Origin of the sequence: Pseudomonas paraversuta (genome assembly GCF_904067025.1) — a bacterium.
GTDB lineage: Bacteria > Pseudomonadota > Gammaproteobacteria > Pseudomonadales > Pseudomonadaceae > Aquipseudomonas > Aquipseudomonas paraversuta.
In genome coordinates this window covers 2,150,393-2,174,504 of record NZ_CAJFDA010000001.1, presented here as the reverse complement: position 1 = coordinate 2,174,504, position 24,112 = coordinate 2,150,393, and the positions used below count along the sequence as shown (strand labels likewise).

The 24,112-nt window shown below is 60.0% G+C and carries 22 protein-coding genes; 8 read left to right on the top strand and 14 right to left on the bottom strand.

Going from position 1 to position 24,112, the window contains the following annotated elements; translation table 11 throughout:
* Positions 1–54: 54 nt before the first annotated feature.
* Both JQ848_RS10005 and JQ848_RS10000 read right to left on the bottom strand, forming a co-directional pair.
* Positions 55–594 carry a cytochrome b gene (locus JQ848_RS10005; RefSeq protein ID WP_003444739.1) on the bottom strand — a complete coding sequence of 180 codons (540 nt, stop codon included), beginning with the start codon at positions 592–594 and terminating at the stop codon, positions 55–57.
* Complete coding sequence (locus tag JQ848_RS10000) at positions 591–1,673, bottom strand: catalase family peroxidase (protein ID WP_202210568.1); 1,083 nt, start codon at positions 1,671–1,673, stop codon at positions 591–593. Before JQ848_RS10000 ends, JQ848_RS10005 begins: the two co-directional genes overlap by 4 nt.
* Positions 1,674–1,857: 184 nt before the next feature.
* On the opposite strand from JQ848_RS10000, the gene JQ848_RS09995 reads away from it, so the two are divergent.
* Positions 1,858–2,364, top strand: coding sequence for a sigma-70 family RNA polymerase sigma factor (locus tag JQ848_RS09995; protein WP_003444741.1), 507 nt, complete (start codon positions 1,858–1,860; stop codon positions 2,362–2,364).
* Positions 2,361–3,113: an anti-sigma factor family protein gene (locus JQ848_RS09990; protein WP_202210567.1), complete on the top strand. Its 753-nt coding sequence runs from the start codon at positions 2,361–2,363 to the stop codon at positions 3,111–3,113. The genes JQ848_RS09995 and JQ848_RS09990 overlap by 4 nt, the downstream gene beginning before the upstream one ends.
* Positions 3,114–3,235: 122 nt before the next feature.
* Here JQ848_RS09990 and JQ848_RS09985 read toward each other — a convergent pair whose 3' ends face one another.
* The 4 genes from JQ848_RS09985 to JQ848_RS09970 form a co-directional block, all read right to left on the bottom strand.
* Entirely contained in the window at positions 3,236–3,409 is a 174-nt protein-coding gene (locus tag JQ848_RS09985; protein WP_003444762.1) for a hypothetical protein, read from the bottom strand.
* Between the two features lie 141 nt (positions 3,410–3,550).
* Complete coding sequence (locus JQ848_RS09980) at positions 3,551–4,723, bottom strand: lactonase family protein (RefSeq protein WP_202210566.1); 1,173 nt, start codon at positions 4,721–4,723, stop codon at positions 3,551–3,553.
* The gene (locus tag JQ848_RS09975) at positions 4,713–5,012 is read right to left on the bottom strand and encodes a DUF5629 family protein (protein WP_202210565.1); all 300 of its coding nucleotides are present in this window, start codon (positions 5,010–5,012) and stop codon (positions 4,713–4,715) included. Before JQ848_RS09975 ends, JQ848_RS09980 begins: the two co-directional genes overlap by 11 nt.
* Before the next feature lie 80 nt (positions 5,013–5,092).
* The gene (locus JQ848_RS09970; protein ID WP_003444769.1) at positions 5,093–6,415 is read right to left on the bottom strand and encodes an MFS transporter; all 1,323 of its coding nucleotides are present in this window, start codon (positions 6,413–6,415) and stop codon (positions 5,093–5,095) included.
* Positions 6,416–6,605: 190 nt separating this feature from the next.
* On the opposite strand from JQ848_RS09970, the gene JQ848_RS09965 reads away from it, so the two are divergent.
* Positions 6,606–8,342 carry an IlvD/Edd family dehydratase gene (locus tag JQ848_RS09965; RefSeq protein ID WP_003444770.1) on the top strand — a complete coding sequence of 579 codons (1,737 nt, stop codon included), beginning with the start codon at positions 6,606–6,608 and terminating at the stop codon, positions 8,340–8,342.
* A gap of 164 nt (positions 8,343–8,506) precedes the next feature.
* Positions 8,507–9,223 carry a FadR/GntR family transcriptional regulator gene (locus JQ848_RS09960; RefSeq protein ID WP_003444772.1) on the top strand — a complete coding sequence of 239 codons (717 nt, stop codon included), beginning with the start codon at positions 8,507–8,509 and terminating at the stop codon, positions 9,221–9,223.
* A gap of 75 nt (positions 9,224–9,298) precedes the next feature.
* Here the strand turns inward: JQ848_RS09960 and pepN are convergent, their stop codons facing one another.
* From pepN to JQ848_RS09930, 6 genes are all read right to left on the bottom strand, one after another.
* Positions 9,299–11,956: an aminopeptidase N gene (gene pepN, locus JQ848_RS09955; RefSeq protein ID WP_202210564.1), complete on the bottom strand. Its 2,658-nt coding sequence runs from the start codon at positions 11,954–11,956 to the stop codon at positions 9,299–9,301.
* A 12-nt stretch (positions 11,957–11,968) separates the two neighbouring features.
* Complete coding sequence (locus tag JQ848_RS09950) at positions 11,969–12,799, bottom strand: DUF2797 domain-containing protein (protein WP_202210563.1); 831 nt, start codon at positions 12,797–12,799, stop codon at positions 11,969–11,971.
* Positions 12,796–13,056: a YeaC family protein gene (locus JQ848_RS09945; protein ID WP_003444780.1), complete on the bottom strand. Its 261-nt coding sequence runs from the start codon at positions 13,054–13,056 to the stop codon at positions 12,796–12,798. The genes JQ848_RS09950 and JQ848_RS09945 overlap by 4 nt, the downstream gene beginning before the upstream one ends.
* A gap of 70 nt (positions 13,057–13,126) precedes the next feature.
* Complete coding sequence (locus JQ848_RS09940) at positions 13,127–14,005, bottom strand: rhomboid family intramembrane serine protease (RefSeq protein ID WP_003444782.1); 879 nt, start codon at positions 14,003–14,005, stop codon at positions 13,127–13,129.
* Positions 14,002–14,973 carry a metallophosphoesterase gene (locus tag JQ848_RS09935; RefSeq protein ID WP_202210562.1) on the bottom strand — a complete coding sequence of 324 codons (972 nt, stop codon included), beginning with the start codon at positions 14,971–14,973 and terminating at the stop codon, positions 14,002–14,004. The genes JQ848_RS09940 and JQ848_RS09935 overlap by 4 nt, the downstream gene beginning before the upstream one ends.
* Positions 14,973–15,863 carry an NAD(+) kinase gene (locus JQ848_RS09930; RefSeq protein WP_003444785.1) on the bottom strand — a complete coding sequence of 297 codons (891 nt, stop codon included), beginning with the start codon at positions 15,861–15,863 and terminating at the stop codon, positions 14,973–14,975. Before JQ848_RS09930 ends, JQ848_RS09935 begins: the two co-directional genes overlap by 1 nt.
* A 104-nt stretch (positions 15,864–15,967) precedes the next feature.
* Here JQ848_RS09930 and JQ848_RS09925 point away from each other — a divergent pair, with 104 nt between their 5' ends.
* Together JQ848_RS09925 and JQ848_RS09920 are read left to right on the top strand one after the other, a co-directional pair.
* Positions 15,968–16,924: a DUF1853 family protein gene (locus JQ848_RS09925; RefSeq protein ID WP_010657256.1), complete on the top strand. Its 957-nt coding sequence runs from the start codon at positions 15,968–15,970 to the stop codon at positions 16,922–16,924.
* A gap of 95 nt (positions 16,925–17,019) precedes the next feature.
* Positions 17,020–17,568 carry a cytochrome b gene (locus JQ848_RS09920; RefSeq protein WP_003444790.1) on the top strand — a complete coding sequence of 183 codons (549 nt, stop codon included), beginning with the start codon at positions 17,020–17,022 and terminating at the stop codon, positions 17,566–17,568.
* 95 nt (positions 17,569–17,663) lie between these two features.
* Here JQ848_RS09920 and JQ848_RS09915 read toward each other — a convergent pair whose 3' ends face one another.
* Positions 17,664–18,590, bottom strand: coding sequence for a 1-aminocyclopropane-1-carboxylate deaminase/D-cysteine desulfhydrase (locus tag JQ848_RS09915; protein ID WP_202210561.1), 927 nt, complete (start codon positions 18,588–18,590; stop codon positions 17,664–17,666).
* 192 nt (positions 18,591–18,782) lie between these two features.
* Here JQ848_RS09915 and mrdA point away from each other — a divergent pair, with 192 nt between their 5' ends.
* Positions 18,783–20,678: a penicillin-binding protein 2 gene (mrdA, locus tag JQ848_RS09910; RefSeq protein WP_003444793.1), complete on the top strand. Its 1,896-nt coding sequence runs from the start codon at positions 18,783–18,785 to the stop codon at positions 20,676–20,678.
* A gap of 72 nt (positions 20,679–20,750) precedes the next feature.
* Here mrdA and JQ848_RS09905 read toward each other — a convergent pair whose 3' ends face one another.
* Positions 20,751–22,805 (bottom strand): c-type cytochrome, encoded by a 2,055-nt coding sequence (locus JQ848_RS09905; RefSeq protein ID WP_202210560.1) that lies wholly within the window; start codon positions 22,803–22,805, stop codon positions 20,751–20,753.
* A 269-nt stretch (positions 22,806–23,074) separates the two neighbouring features.
* Between JQ848_RS09905 and tauA the strand changes: the two genes are divergently transcribed.
* The gene (gene tauA / locus JQ848_RS09900; protein ID WP_202210559.1) at positions 23,075–24,049 is read left to right on the top strand and encodes a taurine ABC transporter substrate-binding protein; all 975 of its coding nucleotides are present in this window, start codon (positions 23,075–23,077) and stop codon (positions 24,047–24,049) included.
* Positions 24,050–24,112: the final 63 nt, after the last annotated feature.

Sequence of the window (24,112 nt, the reverse complement as noted above, 5' to 3'; positions counted from 1 at the left end):
CTGGATCAAAAGCTCGCGAGGCAAGCTCGCTCCTACAAGGCTTCAAGGGCAACGTCAGTCCTTACCGCGCACCATGCTTTGCAGCACCCCGTCCCGGCGAATCCAGCCATGGAACAACGCCGCCGCCAAATGCAGCAATACAGTAAAAAACAGCAAATACGCCAGGTAGGTATGGGCCTTGCGCAAAAAGGCAAAGGTGCCGGGACTGGCCGGCACTATCCCGGGCAGCTGCAAGGAACTGCTGAGCATCACCGGATCACCCGCTGCCGAAATCATCGCCCAGCCCACAATCGGCAAGCAGAACATCAACCCGTACAGCAACAGGTGAGACATCCTGGCCGCCAATACCTGGACCGCCGGCAGATCCGCCGGCAACCCTGGCTGGCGGGTTGAAAAGCGCACAAACAGGCGTACGACTACCAGCAGCAGTATCGCAATGCCCAGAGGCTTGTGCAGATTCAACAGCCATTCATGGCGCTCGGACACCGATGCCGCCATGCCCGCACCAATAAACAACATGGCGATAACCATTACCGCCATCAACCAGTGCAGAAAACGCGCCACCGGGGCGAAATGTGAGACTGGAGCGCTCATGGCCGTTTCTCCTGGGAAAGCTGATCGACTTCACTGGTGCGCCGCAGATACGAACTGGCATAGGCCGCCGAACGTGCCGCCAGCAACGGGTCATCCGAAGGTTCAATGCCCCTTGGCAGGATCAGCGGGTCATAGTTGATATCGCGACATTCTCCCGAGTTCTGTTGCTCGGCCTGTTGCAACACCAGGGTGTCGGCGTTGATCACCTTGCGCCCGGCAGGCCAGGCCTTGCTGGCGTCGTTGACCGGGTCACCGGCCTCGGCCAGGGTCAGGTTGAGCTGCCATTTCAGCGGCCCTGCGGCCAGGCGCCGGGTCAGGTCCTGTTCCAGATAGTCAGCATCATCGGGCGCCGTGGCGCCCGGGGCATCCTGGCCTTCAGGTACTACGCCCCAGCGCACGGCCTGACGTTGCCCGGCAGCATTGACCAGATAAAACGCATTGATCCCGTTATAGCTTTCGGTGGCGAAGCTGGCTGATGGCTTCGCGGTTTTGACCCACTGCAGGAACGGGGCTGATTCAGGGTGCGCCGCAAAAAACCCGGGCATGGCCCCGGGCCGGGGTTTACCGGTTGCCGGATCCGGCGCGCCGGCTTGCAGCATCTGGTAGAACGCCTCGGGGGTGCCCACTGCAAACACCGGCATGCTGTTCATGCCAGTGCGCCATTGCTGGCCGTTGGCCTCGGTGAAGCGCAGCGCCAGGCTGCGTATCGGCACACTGCTGTCGGGCGCGTACGGATTGCCGCTGGGCAAGGCAAAGCGCCCCACCACCGGGGTGCGCCCGTCCTCGAAAACCTGGGCCCGGGACAAACCCTGGGCATTGCCGTTGCTCTGGAAATACCCCACCACGCAGATACCCTTGGCATGGTTGCGTCGGTACCCCGGATAAACACCGTTGTTGTGCTCCAGCGCATTGACCAGGGTTTTAGGGCGCAGGCGCTGGGAATCCAGCGTACCGTTGACGTAATAAAACGCCCCGGCCATGACCACCACAACAACACCGATCCCGGCCAGACGCAGCATCACACTGGTCGGGCTCAACGGTGGCTTGGCAGGCCGCACGGGCGGCAATTGATCTACCATAAAAAACTCCAGGGCCACGGGGCCGTCAGGTGGATTGCCTATGAGACGAAGGCCGGACCGGCTTATTCCCGCGGTAGAGGAAAGTTTTTCAGGCATTTATTTTTGCCCCTCGGGAATAACCATCAATCCTGGTCGTCTGCATGCTGATGACCCCGACTAACAGACCAACGCCTTGCAGGTCCCCATGTCACCCTTTGACGAGCAACTGCGCGAACTGATCCCGCGCCTCAGGCGATTTGCCCTGTCGCTGACACGCCACTCCAGCAATGCCGACGATCTGGTGCAAACCTGCCTGGAACGGGCACTGGCCAGCGTGGCGAGCAAACGTCCCGAAGGCGATTTGCGGGCCTGGCTATTCACTATTTTGTATCGCCAGTTTGTCGACAACCATCGGCGCTCGCGGCGCTATGCGCGCATGCTCGAATTTTTTACCGGGCGCGATGACACTCAGCCCTCAACCGAACGCACAGTCATCGCGCAATCGACGTTGCAGGCATTCGAACGCCTGGGCACCGAGCAACGGGCCCTGCTGCTGTGGGTATCGGTGGAGGGCATGAGTTACCAGCAAGTGGCCGACATTCTGGAAGTGCCGATTGGCACCGTGATGTCGCGTCTGTCACGCGCACGCCAGGCCTTGCGCCAACTCAGCGAAGGCGAAATCACCCGCCCTGCCCTGCGGAGACTGAAATGATCACCACCCCGCCCAGTGAGCGTGACCTGCACGCTTATGTCGATTACGCGCTCAGCGAGGCTGAACGCCACCAGGTTGAGCAGTATCTGCAGGCCAACCCTGAAGTCGCTGCCCGGGTGCAAGCCTGGCAGCGGGACGCTCAGGTGTTGCGTACTGCGTTGCAACAAAGCCTGCAGCAGCCGGAAAATCCGGCACTCGACCCCGTAGCCATACGCCAGCGATTGCACCGCCAGTCACGTCGCCAGTGGGCAACAGCGGCAGTGCTGTTAATCGCCGTGAGCATCGGCGGCGTCGGCGGCTGGCAAGCCCGGCAAATCACTCAGGGCTCCGCTGGCTTGCCCATGACCGATGCACTGGCAGCCCATCGCATGTTTGCGCTGCAGGGCTTTCTGCCGGCCGACTACAAGGTGCAGCAAAGCAAAGACATGCAGGGCTGGATAGATGGTTATTTCAATCAGGCCGAACGCTTGCCGGACCTGAGCGGTGCGGGCTTCCGGCCGGTCAGCGGGCGATTGCTGACCACCGATCAGGGCGGTGCGGCGATGGTGTTGTACGAGAATGGCCAGGGCCAGCACATCAGCTTCTACATCCGCCCGCCCGGCCCGCAAAACAACCTGTTACCACGGGGCAGCCGGCGCGATGGCGATTTGCAGGCGGACTACTGGTCCGGGCCCGGCTACAACTACGCCATGGTCGGCCCGGCAGACGGCCCAACCACAGAATTGCTCGAGACAGGCCACAACCTGTAGCCGCGAATAAAAGCTCACTATTTATTGAGCCCCTGTAGGAGCGAGCTTGCCTCGCGAGCTCTTCCCGGCAAAGCTGAAAAGCTCGCGAGGCAAGCTCGCTCCTACAGGGGGGGCAGGTCTTTTCAGGATTGGGTTTTATGGTCCAGGGCGGCGTAGAAGTTAGCGCTTTGCTGCAGGTATTTCTGGGTATAGCTGGGGGATTTTTTGTCGCTGATGAGCACGCTGGCACTGGCAGGCAGGGCCACGGTGGCAGAGATGGCGGAGGCAGCAATCACGGAGAAAAGATTGAAATTCATGGCGGTAACCCTCGACGATTCAGTTGGCTTGCTTGCCTTTTCAGGCCGTGGAACCAACTTAACGCCAAGGGTCATCCCGCAGAAATTCATTGCAGCACTAGCCTCTATCAGCAGGATTAATAGAGGGCTGCAAGCCCCTGATTACGGGCGTTTGATGAATTTTAGATCTGAAGGCGCATCCATGGCCAGGGTTTGCAGGGTTTTACCCAGCTTGCCGGTCTGCGGGTCGCGCTCCAGCACCACAATGGCATTGCTCATCTGATTGGCGATCAACAGGAACTTGCCGTTGGGGCTCAGGGCAAACTCCCGGGGATGGTCTCCCTCAACCGAACGGCGTTGAATCTCGCTCAGCTCACCGTTCGCCGGATTGATTGCAAATACCAGAATTTCATTGGCCTTGCCGCGGTTGCTCACGTAAAGAAACTTGCCATCCGGCGACGCATGCACCGCACCTGCGGCACGATTTTGCGCTGGCTGGCCGTGGGCCAGTTCAAGTGCCTGGCGCTGCTTGAGCTGACCGTCGACATAGTCGAACACAAACACCTGGGCACTCATTTCAGTGGTCAGGTACGCGTGCTTGCCGTCCTTGGAGAACAACAAGTGACGCGGACCGCTACCCGCCGGCAACTCGACATAGGCCGGATCGGCAGCCACCAAAGGATGCTCGGGGTTGGCCGCCGGATCGTACTTGTAGACAAAAACCTTGTCGGCCCCCAGGTCACTGGCGAATACAAACTTGCCGTCCGGTGAAGACACCACCGAATGCACGTGTGCCGACATCTGGCGCTCGGGGTTTACCCGGCTGGCCGGATGGCTGCTCATCTGGGTCACAGGCTGCAACTCGCCCCGGGCGTTTATCGGCACCACCGCCAGGCTGCCGCCCGGATCGGCGTGCACACCGTAGTTGGCAACAAACAGGTAGCGCTCGTCGCCGCTAAGGCTGGAATGGGTCGGCTCTTCGCCCAGGGTCTTGACCTGGTTGATCAGGTTCAGCTCATTGGTTTTCGGATCGATCGACAAACTGCTGACACGCCCCACCACATCGGCCTGGCCCTGCCCGTTTTCATTGACCACAAACAGGCGGCTTTGATCGCGAGATAAAGTCAGCCACGAAGGGTTGGCGGCCTTGAACACTTGCAGCGGCTCGGGGGTGAGCCGCCCGCTCTGACTGTCGAACTGTAAACGGTAAATCCCCTGGCTCTTGCCCTGGGTATAGGACCCTACCAGCAGCTCGACCTCAGACCCGAAGGCCGCCTGCGCCGACATGGCGCCAATGCCTGAAGCCATCAACAAGGGTAACCATTTAAACTTCATCAACCACCTCAGTGTCATCGTCGTCATTGCTCGCGCTAAATGCGCTGAGGCAAACCAGGCGGTGCTCACCCGAGTCGCCGGTCAGGGTCCAGCTTTTCAATGCTTGGTCAAACACGGCTGCATCCAGCTGTGCGAGGGTGAAGCTCCAACGCTTTTCGGCACGACCATCCATGCACTTGATGAGCAACTGCACATCGTCCAGAGAAAAATCCCAGGCATGCAGCCCGTCAATTTCCAGCATGTCACTGGTTTCAAGGGCTGCACGCAAGGTCTGGTTTGAATCGCTCATTAATCTATCACCTGTTGGAAAGGCGTAATGATAGGTCAAACCTGCGTACTAACCCATGGATGAATAGCTCTGGCGGCTGATTAATGATCGCTAGCCGGACGGGCACTGGCGGCAAACTCATCGGGCTTGAGTGCATGTTTGCGCTCCAGGGTGCGATACACCACCACCGTCAGCAACAGCCCGAACACCATCACCCCCGAAAGGAAGTACAGGCCCGACGCCAGGTTGCCGGTGTGTTCCTTGAGCGCACCTATCACGAACGGTCCTATATAGCCGCCCAGGTTGCCCACCGAGTTGATCAGGGCTATCCCGGCGGCAGCACTGGCACCGGCAAAAAAGCGCCCGGGCAAGGTCCAGAAAATCGCCGTGCAGGAGAACAACGAGAAAGCCACCAGGCACAGAGCCCCCAGTTGCAGTGCCGGAACCGTCAGCCATGCACTCAGGAACAGACCGATCGCCCCCAGCACATACAGGCCGCCCAGGTGGCCGTAACGGTCATTCAGGCGATCCGAGCTGCGGGGAATGATCAGCAAGCCGATGATGCCGAAGATGTAGGGCACCGAGGACACGAAGCCGGTTGTCAGATCGCTGCCACCAAACTGCTTGATCAGCGTCGGCAGCCACAGGCCCAGGCCGTAGATGCTCAGGGTGACGGGTAGATAGAACAGCGCCAGCAGCAACACCCGCTTGTCTTTCAAAGCATGCAGCGGATTACCGTGGCGGGTCTGGCCGTATTGCTGCAGGTCTTTTTCCAGCTCCCCCAGCAGCCAGCTCTTCTCGTCCCGGGTCATCCAGTTGACCTGTTGCGGGCCGTCCGGCAGGTAGCGCAGTACCGGCCAGGTCAACAGGATGGCCGGCATGCCAATGACAATGAACAACCATTGCCAGCCATGCAGCCCCAGCACCCCGTCCATGCCCAGCAGGCCGCCGGACACCGGGCCGGTGATCATCATGGCAATGGGTTGCGAGAGGATGAACAGGCCCAGGATCTTGCCGCGATGGCGCACCGGGAACCACTGGGTGATGTAGTACAGCACGCCAGGAAAGAAGCCTGCCTCGGCGACACCGAGCAAAAAGCGCATCACGTAGAAACTCTGCGGCCCCTGGACAAAGGCCATGCCGATGGTGATCGCGCCCCAGGTCAGCATGATCCGGGCGAACCAGCGCCGGGCGCCAAAGCGCTCCAGCATCAGGTTGCTGGGGATCTCCATCAAGAAGTAACCGATAAAGAACAACCCGGCACCCAGGCCGTAGGCCGCATCGCCAATGCCGATGTCCGCGCCCATATGCAGCTTGGCGAAGCCCACGGCAGAGCGGTCCACATAGGCAATCAGGTACAGCAGGATCAGAAACGGAATGAGTTTTAGCGTGATGCGGCGGATAAGCCCGGATTCCTGGCTCATGTGACGGTCTCCCATTGTTTTTGTTATGGCACCTCTGGAGTGGCCTCAGGCGGGAAAATGCCAGGATCAGCTCTCAGTTGAATCGGACTATATAGTAATACTATTTACCCAACAACACTTCCAAACAGAGCCATTTAGCGCTAACTTCTGCCACAGAAAATAAATTAGTCATACAATAAGAGAGGCCGCAATGTCTGACAAAACCCCTCCACTGCGTTCCGCCCAATGGTTTGGCAGCGCAGATAAAAACGGTTTCATGTACCGCAGCTGGATGAAGAACCAGGGCATTGCCGACCATCAGTTCCAGGGCAAGCCGATCATCGGCATCTGTAACACCTGGTCAGAGCTGACCCCGTGCAACGCCCACTTCCGCACCATTGCCGAACACGTAAAACGCGGTGTGATCGAGGCCGGAGGGTTTCCGGTGGAGTTTCCGGTTTTTTCCAACGGTGAGTCGAACCTGCGCCCTACCGCCATGCTCACCCGCAACCTGGCCAGCATGGACGTGGAAGAAGCGATTCGCGGCAATCCGATTGATGGCGTAGTGCTGCTGACCGGCTGCGACAAAACCACCCCGGCCCTGTTGATGGGCGCAGCCAGTTGCGATGTGCCGGCCATCGTGGTCACCGGCGGGCCGATGCTCAATGGCAAGCACAAGGGCAAAGATATCGGCGCCGGCACCATCGTCTGGCAAATGCACGAGTCCTATAAGGCCGGCAATATCAGCCTTGACGAGTTCCTTTCCGCTGAAGCCGGCATGTCACGCTCGGCAGGCACCTGCAACACCATGGGCACCGCCTCCACCATGGCCTGCATGGCCGAAGCCCTGGGCACTTCGTTACCGCACAACGCGGCGATCCCTGCGGTGGATTCACGGCGCTATGTCCTGGCGCACATGTCCGGCATGCGCGCCGTGGCAATGGTTCGCGAGGACTTGCGTCTGTCCAAGGTGCTGACCAGAGAAGCCTTTGAGAATGCGATTCGGGTCAACGCCGCCATTGGCGGCTCGACTAACGCGGTGATCCACCTTAAAGCCATCGCCGGACGCATCGGCGTCGATCTGGAGCTGGACGACTGGACCCGCATCGGCCGCGGCACCCCGACCCTGGTTGATCTGCAGCCTTCCGGGCGCTTCTTGATGGAAGAGTTCTACTATGCCGGCGGCCTGCCTGCGGTACTGCGCCGACTGGGGGAAAACAACCTGATCCCGCACCCGGACGCCCTGACCGTCAATGGCAAGAGTCTGTGGGAAAACGTCAAGAACTCGCCGATTTATGGTGACGACGAAGTCATCCGTGCCATCGAAAACCCGCTGGTGGCCGATGGCGGTATCTGCGTGCTGCGCGGCAATCTGGCACCACTGGGGGCCGTGCTCAAACCATCGGCGGCGACCCCGGCGCTGATGAAGCATCGTGGTCAGGCCGTGGTGTTCGAGAACTTCGACATGTACAAGCAGCGCATCAACGATCCGGATCTGCAAGTCACTGCCGACTCGATCCTGGTGATGAAAAACTGCGGGCCCAAGGGTTACCCGGGCATGGCCGAAGTCGGCAACATGGGCTTGCCTGCCAAGCTGCTGGCCCAGGGAGTGACCGATATGGTGCGCATCTCCGATGCCCGCATGAGCGGCACCGCCTACGGCACCGTGGTCTTGCATGTGGCGCCGGAAGCGGCAGCCGGAGGGCCTCTGGCGGCGGTTCAGGAAGGTGACTGGATCGAACTGGACTGCGCCGGCGGGCGCCTGCATCTGGATATTCCGGATGCAGAACTGGCGGCCCGTCTGGCCGATATTCCACCGCCACAGAAACTGCTGATCGGTGGTTACCGCCAGCTCTATATCGACCACGTGATGCAAGCCGATCAAGGTTGTGATTTTGACTTCCTGGTGGGTTGCCGCGGCTCCGAAGTGCCGCGCCACTCCCACTAACCCCGGCCCTGCAGGAGCGAGCTTGCTCGCGAGCTTTTCTCCAGCCAGCTGAAGAGCTCGCTCCTGCAGCTTGTTCGACCTTTGCCCATCAGGTTTTGTGCCACCTGTAAAACCGGCGCCTGCTATGATCGGCGCTTTTCAGCCACAGGACCGACCCGCGCCCAATGGATTATCGTCAGCCCTCCGAGCGCAAAAGCATGCACGCGCGCATCGTTCAGGAACTCGGCATGCAGATTGTTTCCGGCCGATTGAAACCCGATGACAAGCTGCCCGCCGAAGCCTTGCTGTGCGAAGAATATGCCGTCAGCCGCCCGGTATTGCGTGAAGCCACGCGGGTGCTGGTGGCCAAGGGCCTGGTGTATTCCAGGCCGCGGGTGGGCACCGTGGTCAAGCCGCGCCGTGAATGGCATATGCTCGACCCCGATGTGCTGCACTGGCTGATGCAAAGCTCACCGCAAAACGAGTTTTTTGCCTTGCTGACCAGTGTGCGCAGCATTATCGAGCCCGCTGTTGCCGCCCTCGCCGCCCAGCATGCCACCGAAGATGAGATAGCCTCGATCCGCGAGGCTTATGAGCGCATGGAGCATGCTCAAACCCCCGAAGCCTTGCTGCAACCTGATCTGGATTTTCACAGCCGGATCGCCGACGCGACCCATAACGACCTGTTGTCCAACCTGTGCAACATGCTGTCGCTGGCCTTGCGTGAAGCGTTGAAGCACTCCAATCGCCGGCCTAACCTGCACGAACTGGCGTTGCCCCGGCACAAGGCGATTCTGACCGCGATAGAAAACCACGACGCCCTCGGCGCCCGGCATGCCACCCTGGTGCAGCTGGACGATGCGCGCACCGCGCTGGATGTGGTGTTGGGACAGACACACTGACGCATCTTTGAACCTGTAGGAGCGAGCTTGCTCGCGAGCTGTTTAAAAAGCTCGCTCCTACAACCGAAGGTCGGATCAGGCCAGGCTTTTGCTGACCACTTCAAACACGTCGCTGGAAAGCTCGCCCGAGCTGCGGATGCGCTCCAGTTCGGCTTTCATCAACGCCTGACGGGCGCTGTCGTATTTGCGCCAGCGGGTCAGTGGCGCCAGTTGCCGCGAAGCAATCTGCGGATTGAAGCCATTGAGCTCAATCACCAGGTCCGCCAGGAAGCGATACCCCGAACCATCCGCCGCATGGAAGTTGATCAGGTTCTGCCCGGCAAAGGCACCGACCAGAGCCCGTACCTTGTTCGGGTTCTTGATGTTGAAGGCCGGGTGCTCCATCAACTGTTTAACCCGCTGCAGACCACCTGGCAAACCGCTGCCCGCCTGCACACTGAACCATTGGTCCATGACCAGCGGATTGTCCTTGAACTGATCGGCAAAGCTGGCCAGCGCCGCAGCCTTTTCAGCCTCGAACGGCGAATTGACCAGTACTGCCAGAGCCGTCAGGCGCTCGGTCATGTTGTCGCTGTGTTCGAACTGCTCCTGTGCCGCGGCCAGCACCTGCGGTTTACCGCTGAGCATCAGGTACGACAGCGCGATGTTTTGCAACGCGCGACGGGCAAAATGTTCGGCTTCGGCCACATACGGCGTGACTTTCGACACTTCACGGTTGCTCTGATAGCGCGCCCACAGGCCGTCAAACAGGCTATCGGCCAGTTGCTTGCGGGCAAACTCACGGGCCACGTGGATGGCCTCTACATCGGCCACTTCGCTGATTTCGGTGAGATAGGCTTCGCCCGGCAGCGACAGCATTTCGCCAATCATCGCCTGATCCAGCTGCTGGTTGCCCAGCACGGTGCGCAAGGCTTCAACCAGACGCTGATCCATGACCAGTGCTTCGCCACGCTGATGCTGGCCAATCAATTCCTGGAGTACCAGCACGGCCAGTTGCTGACCGGCATCCCAACGGTTAAAACCATCGCTGTCATGCTGCATCAGGAACATCAACTGGTCACGGCTGTATGGAAATTGCAGTTTGACCGGCGCCGAAAACTCGCGCAGCAGCGAAGGCAATGGCTGCTCATTGATGCCAACGAAGGTGAAGCTTTGCTCAGCCTCGGTAACGCATAGCACGCGGCTGGTGCCGCAAGCCGCCGGTTCACCCTTGAGTTGCAGCGCGATTTCTACGCCCCGGGCATCCAGCAGGCCCAACTGCACCGGAATCACAAACGGCAGTTTCTCAACCTTGTCCGGAGTCGCCGGGCAGCTTTGGGCGAACGTCAGGCTGTAGGTTTTCTGTGCTGCGTCATAGTGCTCGCTGACCGCCAGGCGCGGGGTGCCTGCCTGGCTGTACCAGCGCTTGAACTGGCTCAGGTCGGCGCCGTTGGCGTCTTCCATGGCCTTGATAAAGTCATCGCAGGTCACGGCCTGGCCATCATGGCGTTCGAAGTACAGGTCGCTGCCTTTGCGAAAGCCTGCTTCGCCGAGCAGGGTATGGATCATGCGCACCACTTCCGAACCCTTCTCATACACGGTCAGGGTGTAGAAGTTGGAGATTTCGATAAAGCTCTCGGGGCGCACGGCGTGGGCCATGGGGCCGGCGTCTTCGGCAAACTGGTGGGTGCGCAGATACGCCACGTCCTGAATGCGTTTGACCACCCGCGAGTTCATGTCGGCCGAGAACTCGGAGTCACGGAATACCGTGAAGCCTTCCTTGAGCGACAGCTGGAACCAGTCACGGCAGGTCACGCGGTTGCCCGACCAGTTGTGGAAGTATTCGTGGGCAACAATCGCCTCGACCCGCTGATGCGCGGCGTCAGTGGCGGTTTCGGCGCGGGCCAGCACGGCGCTGGAGTTAAAGATGTTGAGGCCCTTGTTCTCCATCGCGCCCATGTTGAAATCATTGACGGCCACGATCATGAAAATATCCAGATCGTATTCGCGGCCGTAGGTTTTTTCGTCCCACAGCATGGACTTCTTCAGGCTGGTCATGGCGTGCTGGCATTTGTCGATGTTTTCCGGCTCGACATAGATACGCAGCGCCACAGTGCGGTCGGTCATGGTGATGAAGTTGTCTTCAACGCACCACAGATCTCCGGCCACCAGAGCAAACAGGTAGGCCGGTTTCATGAACGGGTCTTCCCAGGTTGCCCAGTGCCGGCCGTCTTCGTCGGGACCGCTGGCAATCGGGTTGCCGTTGGACAGCAGAACCGGGTAGCTGTGCTGCTCGGCCACCACGGTGGTGGTGAACTTGCTCATCACATCCGGGCGGTCGAGGTAGTAGGTGATTTTGCGAAAGCCTTCGGCCTCGCACTGGGTGCAGAACATCGTGCCGGACTTGTACAGGCCTTCCAGCGCGGTATTGGATTCGGGGTGGATCTTGACGCTGGTATCGACTACGAAATGTTCGGTGCTCGGGTGCAAAATCAGGTGGCTGTCGGTGAGCTGGTAATCAGCCGCCGTCAGCTCGGCGTCGTCGAGCTTGACCGACAACAGCTGCAGTTGCTGACCGTCCAGCTCCAGTGCCGGGAAACCCGCACCACGTGCAGGGTTGCGGCGCATCACCAGTTGCGCATGGACCAGGCTGTGGTCCTCGAACAACTCGAAGGTCAGGTGCGTCTCGTCGATCAGATACTCGGGCGCCTGATAGTCCTTCAGGTAAATCATCTGCGGTTGTTCGGTGCGCATGCTGGAGTCCTTTTACTGATGCACGGCCAGTTGATAGGCCGTGTATTTGCGAATATTGATAACGCCGGTGTCGAAGATCAGGTACTGACCCTTGATCCCCATCAGCGTGCCTTCAACGATCGGATCTTTGTCCAGGTTGAAACTGACGATCTTGCTCGGATACTGCTCCACCGGGTAACGGATCTCAACGGGTTCTGCAGTCGCCAGGGGTTGGACCGCCTGTAACCCGAAACGCTCCTGCAAGGCCTGCATGCCTTCGGCGCAACTCTCGAATAACTGTTCGCGCACCGCCACCAGGTCCACCGGCTCGGCATCGCCCTTGAGCAGTGCGCGCCAGTTGGTACGGTCGCCCACTTGCGAGCGAAACAGGTCCTCGACAAAACCCGATTGCTGACGGGTGGCCACTCGCACAATCGGCAGCGCCTGGCTGGCGCCCTGATCGAGCCAGCGGGTCGGCAACTGGGTGGCACGGGTGATGCCGACCTTGATCCCCGAAGAATTGGCCAGATACACCACGTGGTCGGTCATGCAGAACTGCTCGCCCCACGACGGATCACGGCAGGTGCCTGCATCATAATGGCAACGCTCCGGGCTCATGATGCACATGTCGCACTGCGCCAGCTTGGTCATGCACGGGTAGCAATAGCCCTGGCTGAAGCTCTTCTTGGTTTTGCGCCCGCAGTGAGTGCAGTTGATCTCACCCAGGTATTCCAGACGCAACCGGGTGCCGATCAAAGGATTGACCGGCAGCTCGGTATCGCCCAGACGAAACGCATATTGAACGGTCGGCGTCTCTAAACGTGCCGACATCTTGCTGATTGCACCGCGACCAATTTCAATCAATGGATAGCATCCGACTTGAACAGGATGTTGGGTACGGGTGCCGATTTCGAGCTGCACTCTTGCGGGCCCATGTAGCCGGTGCGCTGCTCTTCGGGCAGGTTGTTGACTTCCCAGGCGATCATCGCCTGCAGCGACAGCTCGCGCTGCTCGGCAGTGAGCTTGTTACCGTCGGCCCATTTACCGATTTCAACGGCCAGTTTCAGGCTCTGATAGATCTCGGGAGTGATGTTTTGAATCATTTCGTTGAAAGAGGACATGGTTCTGTTTCCGCTCTTTGAAAATTAACTTTTAGCCGCAGGGCCAGCTTGCTCGCGAGCAAGCTGGCTCCTACAGGGTTTGAACAGCTTTGCGCCGGGCCCAAAGGCCGCCCAGCAGGCCGGTCAGGCAACCGATCAACAGACCGCCGACATGGGCCGCGTTGGCGATCTGGCCAAAACCTATCATCGACACCAGCCCCGACATGCACAGCGCCAGCCACACCAGCATCATTACCAGCACTCCGCGAGGCAGGTGATACATCGGGTTGGGCGCCATCAACTGGTAAATCCAGACATGCCCCAGCAGGCCGTACAACACCCCCGACAACCCGCCAAACAGGCTCGGGCCGCCAAACAGGTATTGGGCGAAGTTGGAGACCAGGCTGAACAGCAGGCTCAGGCCGATCAGGTTGATGCTGCCCTGGCGCATTTCAATCCGTCGCCCCAGCTCCCAATACCACATGCCGTTCATGGCAATGTGCAGAAAACCGAAGTGGATCAGCATCGGCGTGAACAATCTCCACCACTGCCCCGCTGCCAGGCTATCGGACAAAGGTGTGAACTGGATGTACTGCCCGTGAATGCTGAAATCGACAAACGTCAGCGCGCTCAGGGTCGACAGGTTGTCCCCCAGTTGCGTCACGGCAGCCACTATCACGCATAGCAAGAGAACGATGGCCGTTGCCGGGCTGTCGCGCACCTGCTGGACGAACCCCGGGCGGGCCATGGCCGGCGGACGCTCGACTATGGGCAGTTCATGCTCGGGGTCACCTGCCGGAAAACGCTGATACAGGCTGCGCACATCATCGGCAATGGTTTCGGGGGCCCACAACACCAGTTCCCCCGCCTCCTCACTGACCCTATGCGGCACTTGCATGCGCTTGAGCAAATGCACAAAACCGCTGAGGTCGGTAGACAGCGGCAAACGTAAAACAGCAACAGCACTCATTGAATCGCCTCCGGGCGTTCCACATCTACCCACACGAACTTGTTCGGATCGAGCCGGGTTTCCTGATCAAGGCGATAAGCCACCAGCTTGCCGTATAGCACCGCGCTGTAATCCAGGCAGGCCAGGTTGGGGCGGATCGGCGCCGGATTACCATTGCGCCAGTAATGACCGACAAACAACAGCGGTTCATCGCTGCCGTAACGCAACAACGTATCCTTCTCAATGCTGGACAGCGGCTTTTGCGCCACGCGCTCGGGCAGTGCATCAGGCTGGAACACAATGTCTCCGTAGGTTTTAGGGTCGTCTTCCCAGAACTTGGTGCGAAAGAACGCCCGCGTCAGACCATCGCCGCCAGTCAGCGTCATGCCGTCCGGCAAGCGCATGTCGGTGCCGCGCAACAGCCGGTTGAAACTCAGGTTGGCAAAACTTTCAGGCATGGCTGCGGCCTGCAGGAACTGCTGGTCAATGCAGCCATCGGGAAATTCCCCGCGCAGGGTTGCAATCACCCGGGCATCCCAACAGGCATGCACTACCCGAAAACGACCGGCGTCGACAAACAGCGGCATGTCGTAAAACCACTGCACGAACTCGCGCCACTCGTCTGGATACGGGGCGAATTGTTCGAGGGTTTCGTGAATTAACCGGGCATGGCGCGGGGTATGTTCGCGCACATGCAGCTTGCCACTGCCCGCAGGTGCTGGGGTACACCAGCCCAGCGCGTTGAATTCATGGTTGCCCATCAGGCACAGCGCCTGACCGGTCCTGACCATGTCATGCACAATATGCAGCGACTCGCGAATGCGCGGGCCGCGGTCAATGATGTCACCGAGAAACACCGCCATCCGTTGCGGGTGTCGCCAGATACCGGCGAGTTTGCGATAGCCCAGACGCTCCAGCAGGTGCTCAAGGGTATGAGCACAGCCATGCACGTCACCGATCAAATCGTAACTGCGCGCTGGATCTAGCATCAGTCAGCCCTGCCGCCCAAACGGCTGCCCCAGCCGAGTTTGGTCCTGCACACTTCGTAGTAGTTGTGGTCCAGCGGATGAATCAGGCGCAGTTTCTGCGCTTTTTTACTGACGGTGATGGTGTCACCCGGCGCGCAGGTGAAATGGTTCTGGCCGTCGCAGGACACTTGCGGGTAGATCTGCATGTCCTTGGCCACCACGATTTTCAACTCACTGTTGCCGTCCACCACAATCGGACGGCTGCTGAGGGTATGCGGGTACATCGGAACTATGACGATGGCATCCAGCTTGGGATGCATGATCGGGCCACCGGCCGACATGGCGTAGGCGGTAGAACCGGTGGGAGTTGCCACAATCAGGCCGTCGGCCTTCTGGCTGCAGACGAACTGGCCGTCGATATGCAGTTCGAATTCGATCATGCGCGTTGATTTGCCCGGGTGCAGTACCACGTCGTTCAGGGCATCGCCCTGGCCAATGGCTTCGCCGTGGCGGCGGACTTCAGCTTGCAGCAGAAAACGGTTTTCAACCAGATAGTGGCCATCGAGCACTTCGGCGACCTTGATTTCCAGCTCGTCGGGACGGATGTCGGTCAGGAAGCCCAGGCTGCCACGGTTGATCCCCAGTACCGGGACATTGTGCCGGGCCAGCGCCCGGGCCGCGCCCAGCAAACTGCCATCACCACCGACCACTATCACCATGTCGCACACTTCACCGAGCATTTTGCGCGACGAGGTTTGCAGGCCATGGCCGGGTAAAACCTCACCAATGGTGTCTTCGAGGATCACGTGCATGTGCCGCTCAAGCAGGAATTTTTTCAGTCGGCGAACCGTATCGAGCACCTGTGAACTGCCCAAACGACCAATGATGCCGATATTACGAAATTGCTCCATGAGGCTCCTGCAAGGTTCTAGGCGTGCGAAAACAGCGATTATGGGCGAAACGGGACGATAGACAAAACCCTTTCAGTCAGTGTGCAAACAGCTATGCTCGCACAATGATCCTCTTCCCCGACTTGCTCAACCTGCCCCGCCAATTGCGTCACCCCGAGGTGCGTGATCTGGCGTGGGTGATTCTCGCTCCGCCCATGCTTGAACAGACCCCCTGGCCACAGCGCCACCCCCTGGCCGGCAGCGCCTGGGTCCAGGCCCCCGAGCAGCTGGAACGCTGGCTGCGGGCTCTGGACAGCAACAGCGAGCCCTTGCAGCAATGGCTGGCACTGGCCACCACCCGCCGACTTGGCCGTTATTATGAGCGGCTGTGGCAGTTTGCCGTACAGCACGCGCCGGGAGTCGAACTGATCGCCGCCAACCTGCCGATCCGCCTGGGTGGGCATACCCTGGGCGAGCTGGACATGGTGCTGCGTGATCGCGACGGCGTACATCACCTGGAACTGGCGATCAAGCTCTACCTCGGTCCACAGCAAGGTGATGGCAGTGATCCTGCCCAGTGGCTGGGCCCCGGCAGCAATGACCGGCTGGACCGCAAGCTCAGACATTTCAGCCAGCATCAATTACCCATGTCACAGCGCCCTGAAAGCCGCGAAATTCTCGCCGGGCTGGATGTACAGACCTTCAGCGCCCACATGTGGCTGGGGGGCTACCTGCTGTACCCGTGGCCGGGCCAGTCTCGGCCGCCACTGGGCGCCAACCCGCAGCACTTGCGTGGCAGGTGGCTGCATCAAAGTGACTGGCCTGCGTTTATCGGGCAAAGCGCAGCCGGTTGCTGGCAGCCCTTGCCCCGGCATGCCTGGCTCGCCCCGGCGCACTATGGCCCGGAGGGCATCTGGAGCGGGCAACAGCTGCAGGTCTGGCTCGACGAACTGCACCCCCAAGCCCCGGCCCAGCTGTTGGTACGCCTCACAGAAAGCCCCCAAGGTGACTGGGAAGAAGCTGAGCGGCTGTTTCTGGTGGCCGATCTATGGCCAAATTTGCCGGGAACCCCTGAAAACTGACACATCTCAGGTGCAACCTGACACAACCCGTTTAAAGTGAAGCTACTCCGTCGAACAAGAGCGGAGGTTTTAGACCTGAATCGAGAGGAAACAGCATGTCCTGGAAAAGCACCGCCGATCAATACAGTCGAATGTCCATCGCCCTGCACTGGCTCATGGTGCTGTTGTTTGTACTGATTTATGCGGCCATCGAGTTTCGCGGGATATTCCCGAAGGACAGCGATGGGCGCAATCTGATGAAAGACGCGCACTTCATGCTCGGCCTGACGGTGTTTGTGCTGGTCTGGCTGCGGTTGCTGGCGCGAACCCTGGGCGCGGCACCAAAAATCACCCCGACCCCGCCGGCCTGGCAAACAGCCCTCGCCACCTTGATGCACTGGGCGCTGTACCTGTTCATGATCGCCATGCCGGTGCTGGGCTACCTGATCCTCAGCAACAATGACAAATCGGTGTTTTTCTATGGTTTCGACCTGCCGCCGCTGACCGCCAAGGACGTGGACTTCGCCAAGCAGATCAAAGGCTGGCACGAACTGGGGGGCACCATCGGTTACTGGCTGATAGGTTTGCACGCCGTGGCGGGCCTGGCGCATCACTACCTGATCAAGGACAACACCCTGTTGCGCATGCTGCCCCGCCGCCGATAAACCAGCGGTGAAATGTGAAATGTAGGAGCGAGCTTGCCTCGCGATCTATTCTCGCGATCCATTAATGACGAAGAGCTCGCGAGACAAGCTCGCTCCTACAGCAGGGCCTCAAACCCCCGGCGGCCCTGCAAACCGCCGGTGTGCACAAACACCAGGCGCTGACCGGCGGTAAACCGCCCCGCCTCGACCGCCTGTTTGAGCGCCATTAACGCCTTGCCGGTGTACAAGGGTTCCAGCGGCAAGTCGCTGGCCGCTTCACTGTCGCGAATAAAGTCCAGCAACGCCCCGTCGACTTTGGCAAAACCACCGCGACTGGCATCAATCAGTTCATGATTGCCCGGCCCCCACCCTGCCTCCAGCAAAATCTGCTCCACCTGGGCCGCCACGCCATGGTCATCCGGCACCGCCAGCGCGCCATAAACCCTTCGCTGCGGGTCTTCGCCCAGTATCAGCCCGGCCAGCGTAGTCCCGGTGCCGGCTGCCAGCCACCAGCCGTGGTAATCGTCCCAGCCCAGGGTGCTCAACTGCTCACGTACCTGAACCACCAGCGGCATGCAGCCTGCAGCGCCCACCAGCCCGCCGCCGCCTTCAGGTACGTTATGCAACAGTGGATAGCGCTCCTGCCAGGGCTCCCAGAAACCCGGAGCATGGCGCGCCCGATACCCGGCAAAACCCAGCCAGTGCAACTGCATGCCGAACCGCTCCAGATCGAGGGTGGTCGGGGTTTGCTGTGGGTGCCCGCGCAGCAGGCCCACTGTCGCAAAGCCAAAGCGCTTGCCGGCCGCCGCCAGGGCATGCAAATGGTTGGAGTGGGCGCCGCCCAGACTGATCAGTCCATGGGCCCCGGCAGCGTGCGCCGCCTGCAAATACCCGGTGAGCTTGAACCACTTGTTGCCGCTGATCAGCGGGTCAATCCGGTCCAGGCGCAGCACCGCCACTTCAACCCCGGCCCGCTGCAGCCAGGCAAAGTGCAGCGGCTGCAACGTGGCTCGGGGATGCCAGTCAATCAAGGGCAACATCATGGCGGCTTCCATTAAAAAGGAAGCCAGTTTACCGCACCCGACAACAGGCGCAGCCTGTCGGTTTTCACACGCCAGTCGACCAATAAACCGACTCGATCACCGGCTTCTTGGTAAGGTGTGCGCCGACTTTCGTAGCCAGCTAACGACCTGCTGGCCGCTGCTTTGTGTTTACTGACGTGAGACGCCCCAGAAATGCCCGAGCCGATCCCTCTTAAAGATCACGAAACCGAGAAGCGTCTGGTCAATAAACGCCTGATTGCCTGCGCCCTGCTGGTGCTGACGGTCAGTTGCACCCTGATCGGCCGAATGTACTTTTTGCAAGTCACCGAATTTGACTACAACTCGACGGTGTCCGAGAACAATCGGGTGCATGTGTTGCCGATCCCGCCGGAACGCGGCTTCATTTACGACCGCAACGGCGTGCTGCTGGCCGACAACCAGCCCAGCTTCAACATGACCATCACCCGCGAACGTGCCGGCGATACCGCCAAAGTGCTGGACTCGGTCATGAGCATCCTGCACTTGCCGGAAGAAGACCGCGCCGTCTTCGCCAAATCAATGAAGCAGGCCCGCCACCCGTTTGACCCCTCGACCCTGCTGTATGAGCTGAGCGAAGAGCAGATCGCGCTGCTGGCGGTCAATCAGTTCCGCCTGCCGGGAATCGATGTAGAAGCCCAGTTTGTACGCCACTATCCCCAGGGCGATCATTTCGCCCACTCGGTGGGATACGTTGGCCGCATCAACGAGAAAGAAGCCAAACAGCTGGACCCCACTCAGTACCGGGGCACGCAATCGATCGGTAAAACCGGTATCGAACGCTTCTACGAGCCCGAACTGCACGGCAAGGTCGGCTTTGAAGAGGTCGAGACCAACGCCCAGGGCCGAGTGATGCGGGTTCTGCGCCACACCGACGCGGTGGCAGGCAAAAACATCGTGTTGAGCCTCGATATCAAACTCCAGGAAGCCGCTGAAGAAGCCCTGGGTGACCGTCGTGGCTCAATCATTGCCCTGGACCCGAAAACCGGCGAAGTGCTGGCGATGGTCAGCAAACCCAGCTTCGATCCGAACCTGTTCGTGACCGGTATCAGCTCCAGAGACTACTCGGCCCTGCGCGATTCCATCGACAAGCCGCTGTTCAACCGGGCCTTGCGTGGCCTGTATGCGCCGGGCTCGACCATCAAGCCTGAAGTGGCGATTGCCGGGCTCGACAGCGGCGTCATCTCGGCCTCGACCCGGGTGTTCGACCCCGGCTATTTCCAGTTGCCCAACGTCGACCACAAGTACCGCAACTGGAACCACAGCGGTGATGGCTGGGTGGACTTGAACGCGGCAATCATGCGCTCCAACGACACCTATTTTTATGACCTGGCATCCAAGCTGGGCATCGACCGCATGCACGACTACATGGCGATGTTCGGGCTGGGACAGAAGGTCTCGCTGGACATGTTTGAAGAGTCCTCGGGCCTGATGCCCTCCCGCGAATGGAAGCGCAGCACCCGTCGCCAGGCATGGTTCCCCGGCGAAACGGTGATTTTGGGGATTGGCCAGGGCTACATGCAGGTCACGCCGTTGCAACTGGCGCAAGCCACTGCACTGATTGCCAACAAGGGCGTGTGGAACCGTCCGCACCTGGCCAAAACCATCGACGGCACGCCGCCGGCTGACGACAACCCGATCGCCAATATCGTGCTGCGCGACCCCAGGGACTGGGAGCAGGTCAACCATGCGATGCAGCTGGTCATGCACGATCCGCGCGGCATTGCCCGGGCAGCTGCCCAGGGTGCGCAGTACCGGATTGCCGGCAAAAGCGGTACTGCACAGGTGGTGGCGATCAAGCAGGGCGAGCGCTACAACCGCTTGAAGACAGCCGAGCGCAACCGCGACAACGCCTTGTTTGTCGGATTCGCCCCGGCCGAAGACCCGCAGATCGTCATCTCGGTAATGATCGAAAACGGCGAAGCCGGTGGCCGTGTGGCAGGGCCGGTGGTGCGCAAGGTGATGGACGCCTGGTTGCTTGATAATCAGGGCGTGCTGAAACCCCAGTATGCCAGCCCGCAGGTCAAGGCCCATCCAAACCCGCATGTGTAATTGATTCATCTGCAGGAGCGAGCTTGCCTCGCGAGCTTTTAAACAGCTCGCTCCTGCAGACAATCATTGGCTTCAGTAGCGGGCGTCCGCCGGTTTGCCGCCCTTTGGCCAGTCCCCGGCCTTGTCGGCAAAGTCCGGACGAGGCTGGTGCGAGAAGTACTCGGCCACGTCCACTGCATCCTGATCCGACAACCCGCCCTGCCCCAACGGGAATTTCTGGTGAAAGCCAATCGGCATATTGCGTTTGACGAATGCCGCCGCGGTATAGGTGCGCGCCATGCCCGCCCCGATATTGAACGACTCATCACCCCACAACGGCGGGAACACAAAGCTGCCATCGGCATGCTTCAAGCCTTGCCCGTTATCACCGTGGCACACCGCACATTGCTGCACATACACCACCTTGCCGTTCTGTGAATCGGGCTTGATGCCCGGGTCCACCTTGCCCACACCACGACCCGCCACTTTATCGCCCGGGGCCGTGTTCATTTTCATCCAGTCGAAATACGCCACCATCGCCTGCATGTCAGCTGATGCCACAGGCAACGGCTGGCCATTCATCGAGCGCCGGAAACAGCCGTTGATCCGTTCCTCCAGCGTCACTTCCTTGCCCGCCCGGGGTGCATAGCCAGGGAAAAACGCCGACACCCCCACAAACGGCGAACCGTCGGCCACGGTGCCCGCGTTAAGGTGGCAACTGGTGCAATTAAGCGCATTCCCGACGTTGTCCGGCAGCAAAGCCTTGGTTTGCAGGTGCAATCGCATGCCGCGCAGCACCTGGTCAGCATTGGATGCGGACAACAGACCGGCCAGGCGCGGCGTCTCAAACGCCGTAGCGTCGATGGTTTGCGGGTTGAGCTGTTTACGCATTGCCGCCACTTGCGCAGTGCTGATCGCTGACGCCTGGTTGCCCCAGCTGCTACGGACAAAACTGAGGATCTCGGCAACTTCCCCGTCACTCAACCGGGCAAAGCCGGGCATTCTGTAGACCCGCGGATGAGCCTCGGTCTGCGGGGTTGCCCAGCCCGTAAGGGTGATATGCAGCAAAGAGGCCGGGTTGGCAGCAATGATGCCCGGGTTGCCATTCAATGGCGGGAACATACCTTTGACTCCGCCACCGTCCGGGCGATGGCAATCGGCACAGAACTGGGTGTAGCCCAGACCGCCACGACTGCTGAACAGGGAGTCCGGGGCAATGGCTGGCTCACTGGCAACCATCGGCATTGGCAAGTCGTCCTTGCCCGCCGGCAACGACTTCAGATAGCTGGCGATCGCCGTCAGGTCCCCATCGGTGAAATGCTGGGTACTGTGATGAATCACCTCGGCCATGTTGCCCGAGACCGTGGCAAAGCGGTTTTGCCCGGTTTTAAGCAACTGCACCGTGTCTTCGACGGTCCACAGGTTGCGCAGGCCAATTGCCCGCCAGTCTTCCACGGTTTCCCCGGCCAGATAGTATTTACCGCTACTGCCCGCATCGCTCATGGCCTTTTCCTGAAAGGCTATCCCGCGGGGTGTGTGACACGACCCGCAATGCCCCAGGCCCTGTACCAGATAAGCACCGCGGTTCAGCTGCTCGCTGCGGCCCGGCTCGGGAACGAACCGCTGGTCATCGACAAACAGCAGATTCCACAGCGCCAGCCCCCAGCGCTGGTTAAACGGAAATCCCATGTCGGCTTCCAGGTTTGCCTGCCTGACCGGAGTCACACCCTGCATCAGATAAACGTACAGGGCGCGCATGTCCTCTTCACTCATCTTCGCGTAGGAAGGATACGGCATGGCCGGGTATAGATTCTGGCCGGTACGCGTAATGCCTTTACGCATTACCAGGTCAAACTCATCCAGGCTGTACTGACCAATCCCGGTATCGCGCTCAGGGGTGATGTTGCTGGAGTAAATCGTACCCATGGGTGTTTTCAGTTCCAGCCCGCCCGCCATCACCGCCCCGCCTTTGGCGGTATGACAGGCAATGCAGTCGCCGAGCCGGGCCACATACAGGCCGCGTTCGATCAAGGCATTCTGATGCAGCGGATCGGCGTCAGCGGCCGTTATCGACTCGCTGGCCTGGGCCTGAACCGTGCAAAACAGCGTCAGGCCCGCGAGCACCAGACGTGGAAGGGTAAAAAGCATGGGCTATTCCTTTAAAGCAACGGCCTGGGGTGATCCCCTCGGCCATGCTGTTTTTGTTATTGACTCCTCACAATCTGTTGTAGCCGGTTTTAAACAGACAGTGCTTGACCCGGGTCAGGCATGGGCCACGTTGCCCCTTGCAGCAACGCTCTAAGCTAGTTCCAAAACGGTATTTTCCCCTTTTATTTAAAGCACTTAGATTCAGCCCACCGGACCACCGGCCCTTTGCTTGAACCTCTCTTTCAGTCCATTACAACAAGGTCCGGTCCATGTCCCTGCGCACCCTTCTCGTTGCCCTTTCACTGGCAGGCCTGAGCCTTGGCGCCCAGGCCGCCGACCTGACCATCGGCTACATCACCGGTATCGATCCGACCAAACTGGCCCAGGCGGAAGGCAGCTACGACAAAGCCATTGGCCAGAAAATCGACTGGCGACGCTTCGACTCGGGCCCTTCGGTGGTCGCCGCGCTGGCCTCGGGCGACCTGCAGATCGGTAATCTGGGCTCAAGCCCGCTGGCAGCCGCCGCCTCGCGCAACGTACCGCTGGTGACCTTTATCGTCACCGCCCGGATCAAAGGCTCAGAAGCCCTGGTGGTACGTGATGGCAGCGGGATCAAGGAGCCCAGGGACCTGATCGGCAAAACCATTGCCACCCCCTTTGTCTCAACCTCCCACTACAGCCTGCTGGGGGCGCTGAAACACTGGGGGCTCACGCCGCAACAGGTGAAAGTGGTCAACCTCAGTCCGGCACAAATTACCGCAGCCTGGAAACGTGGCGATATCGACGGCGCCTTCACCTGGTCACCTGCACTGGGGGAAATCCGCAAAACCGGAACCATACTGACCGACGCGGGCCAGGTCAGCGAATGGGGCGCGCCAACCTTTGAAGTATGGGTAGCACGCAAGGACTTTGCCGAAAAACACCCGGAAATCGTCGCTGAATTCGCCAAAGTCAGCCTGGATGCCATTGCCGATTACAACGCCCATCAGGCCGCCTGGACGGCAGATTCGCAGCAGGTGCAGAAAATTGCCAAACTCACCGGGGCCAATGCAGCCGATATTCCGCAACTGCTGCAGGGCGCGCACTTCCCTTCGACTGCCGAGCAGAAATCCCCGCAACTGCTGGGCGGCGGCACCGCCAAAGACATCGCCCGGACGGCCCTGTTCCTCAAGGAGCAAAGCAAGATTGAAAGCGTTCTGCCGGACTATTCAGGCTATGTCAGCGATAAATATCTGCCTCAATAGCAAGCAGTGACTCACTGGCATAACAAATGCTTCCTTAGCCTCCAAGAGTACGGGTCATTGCAG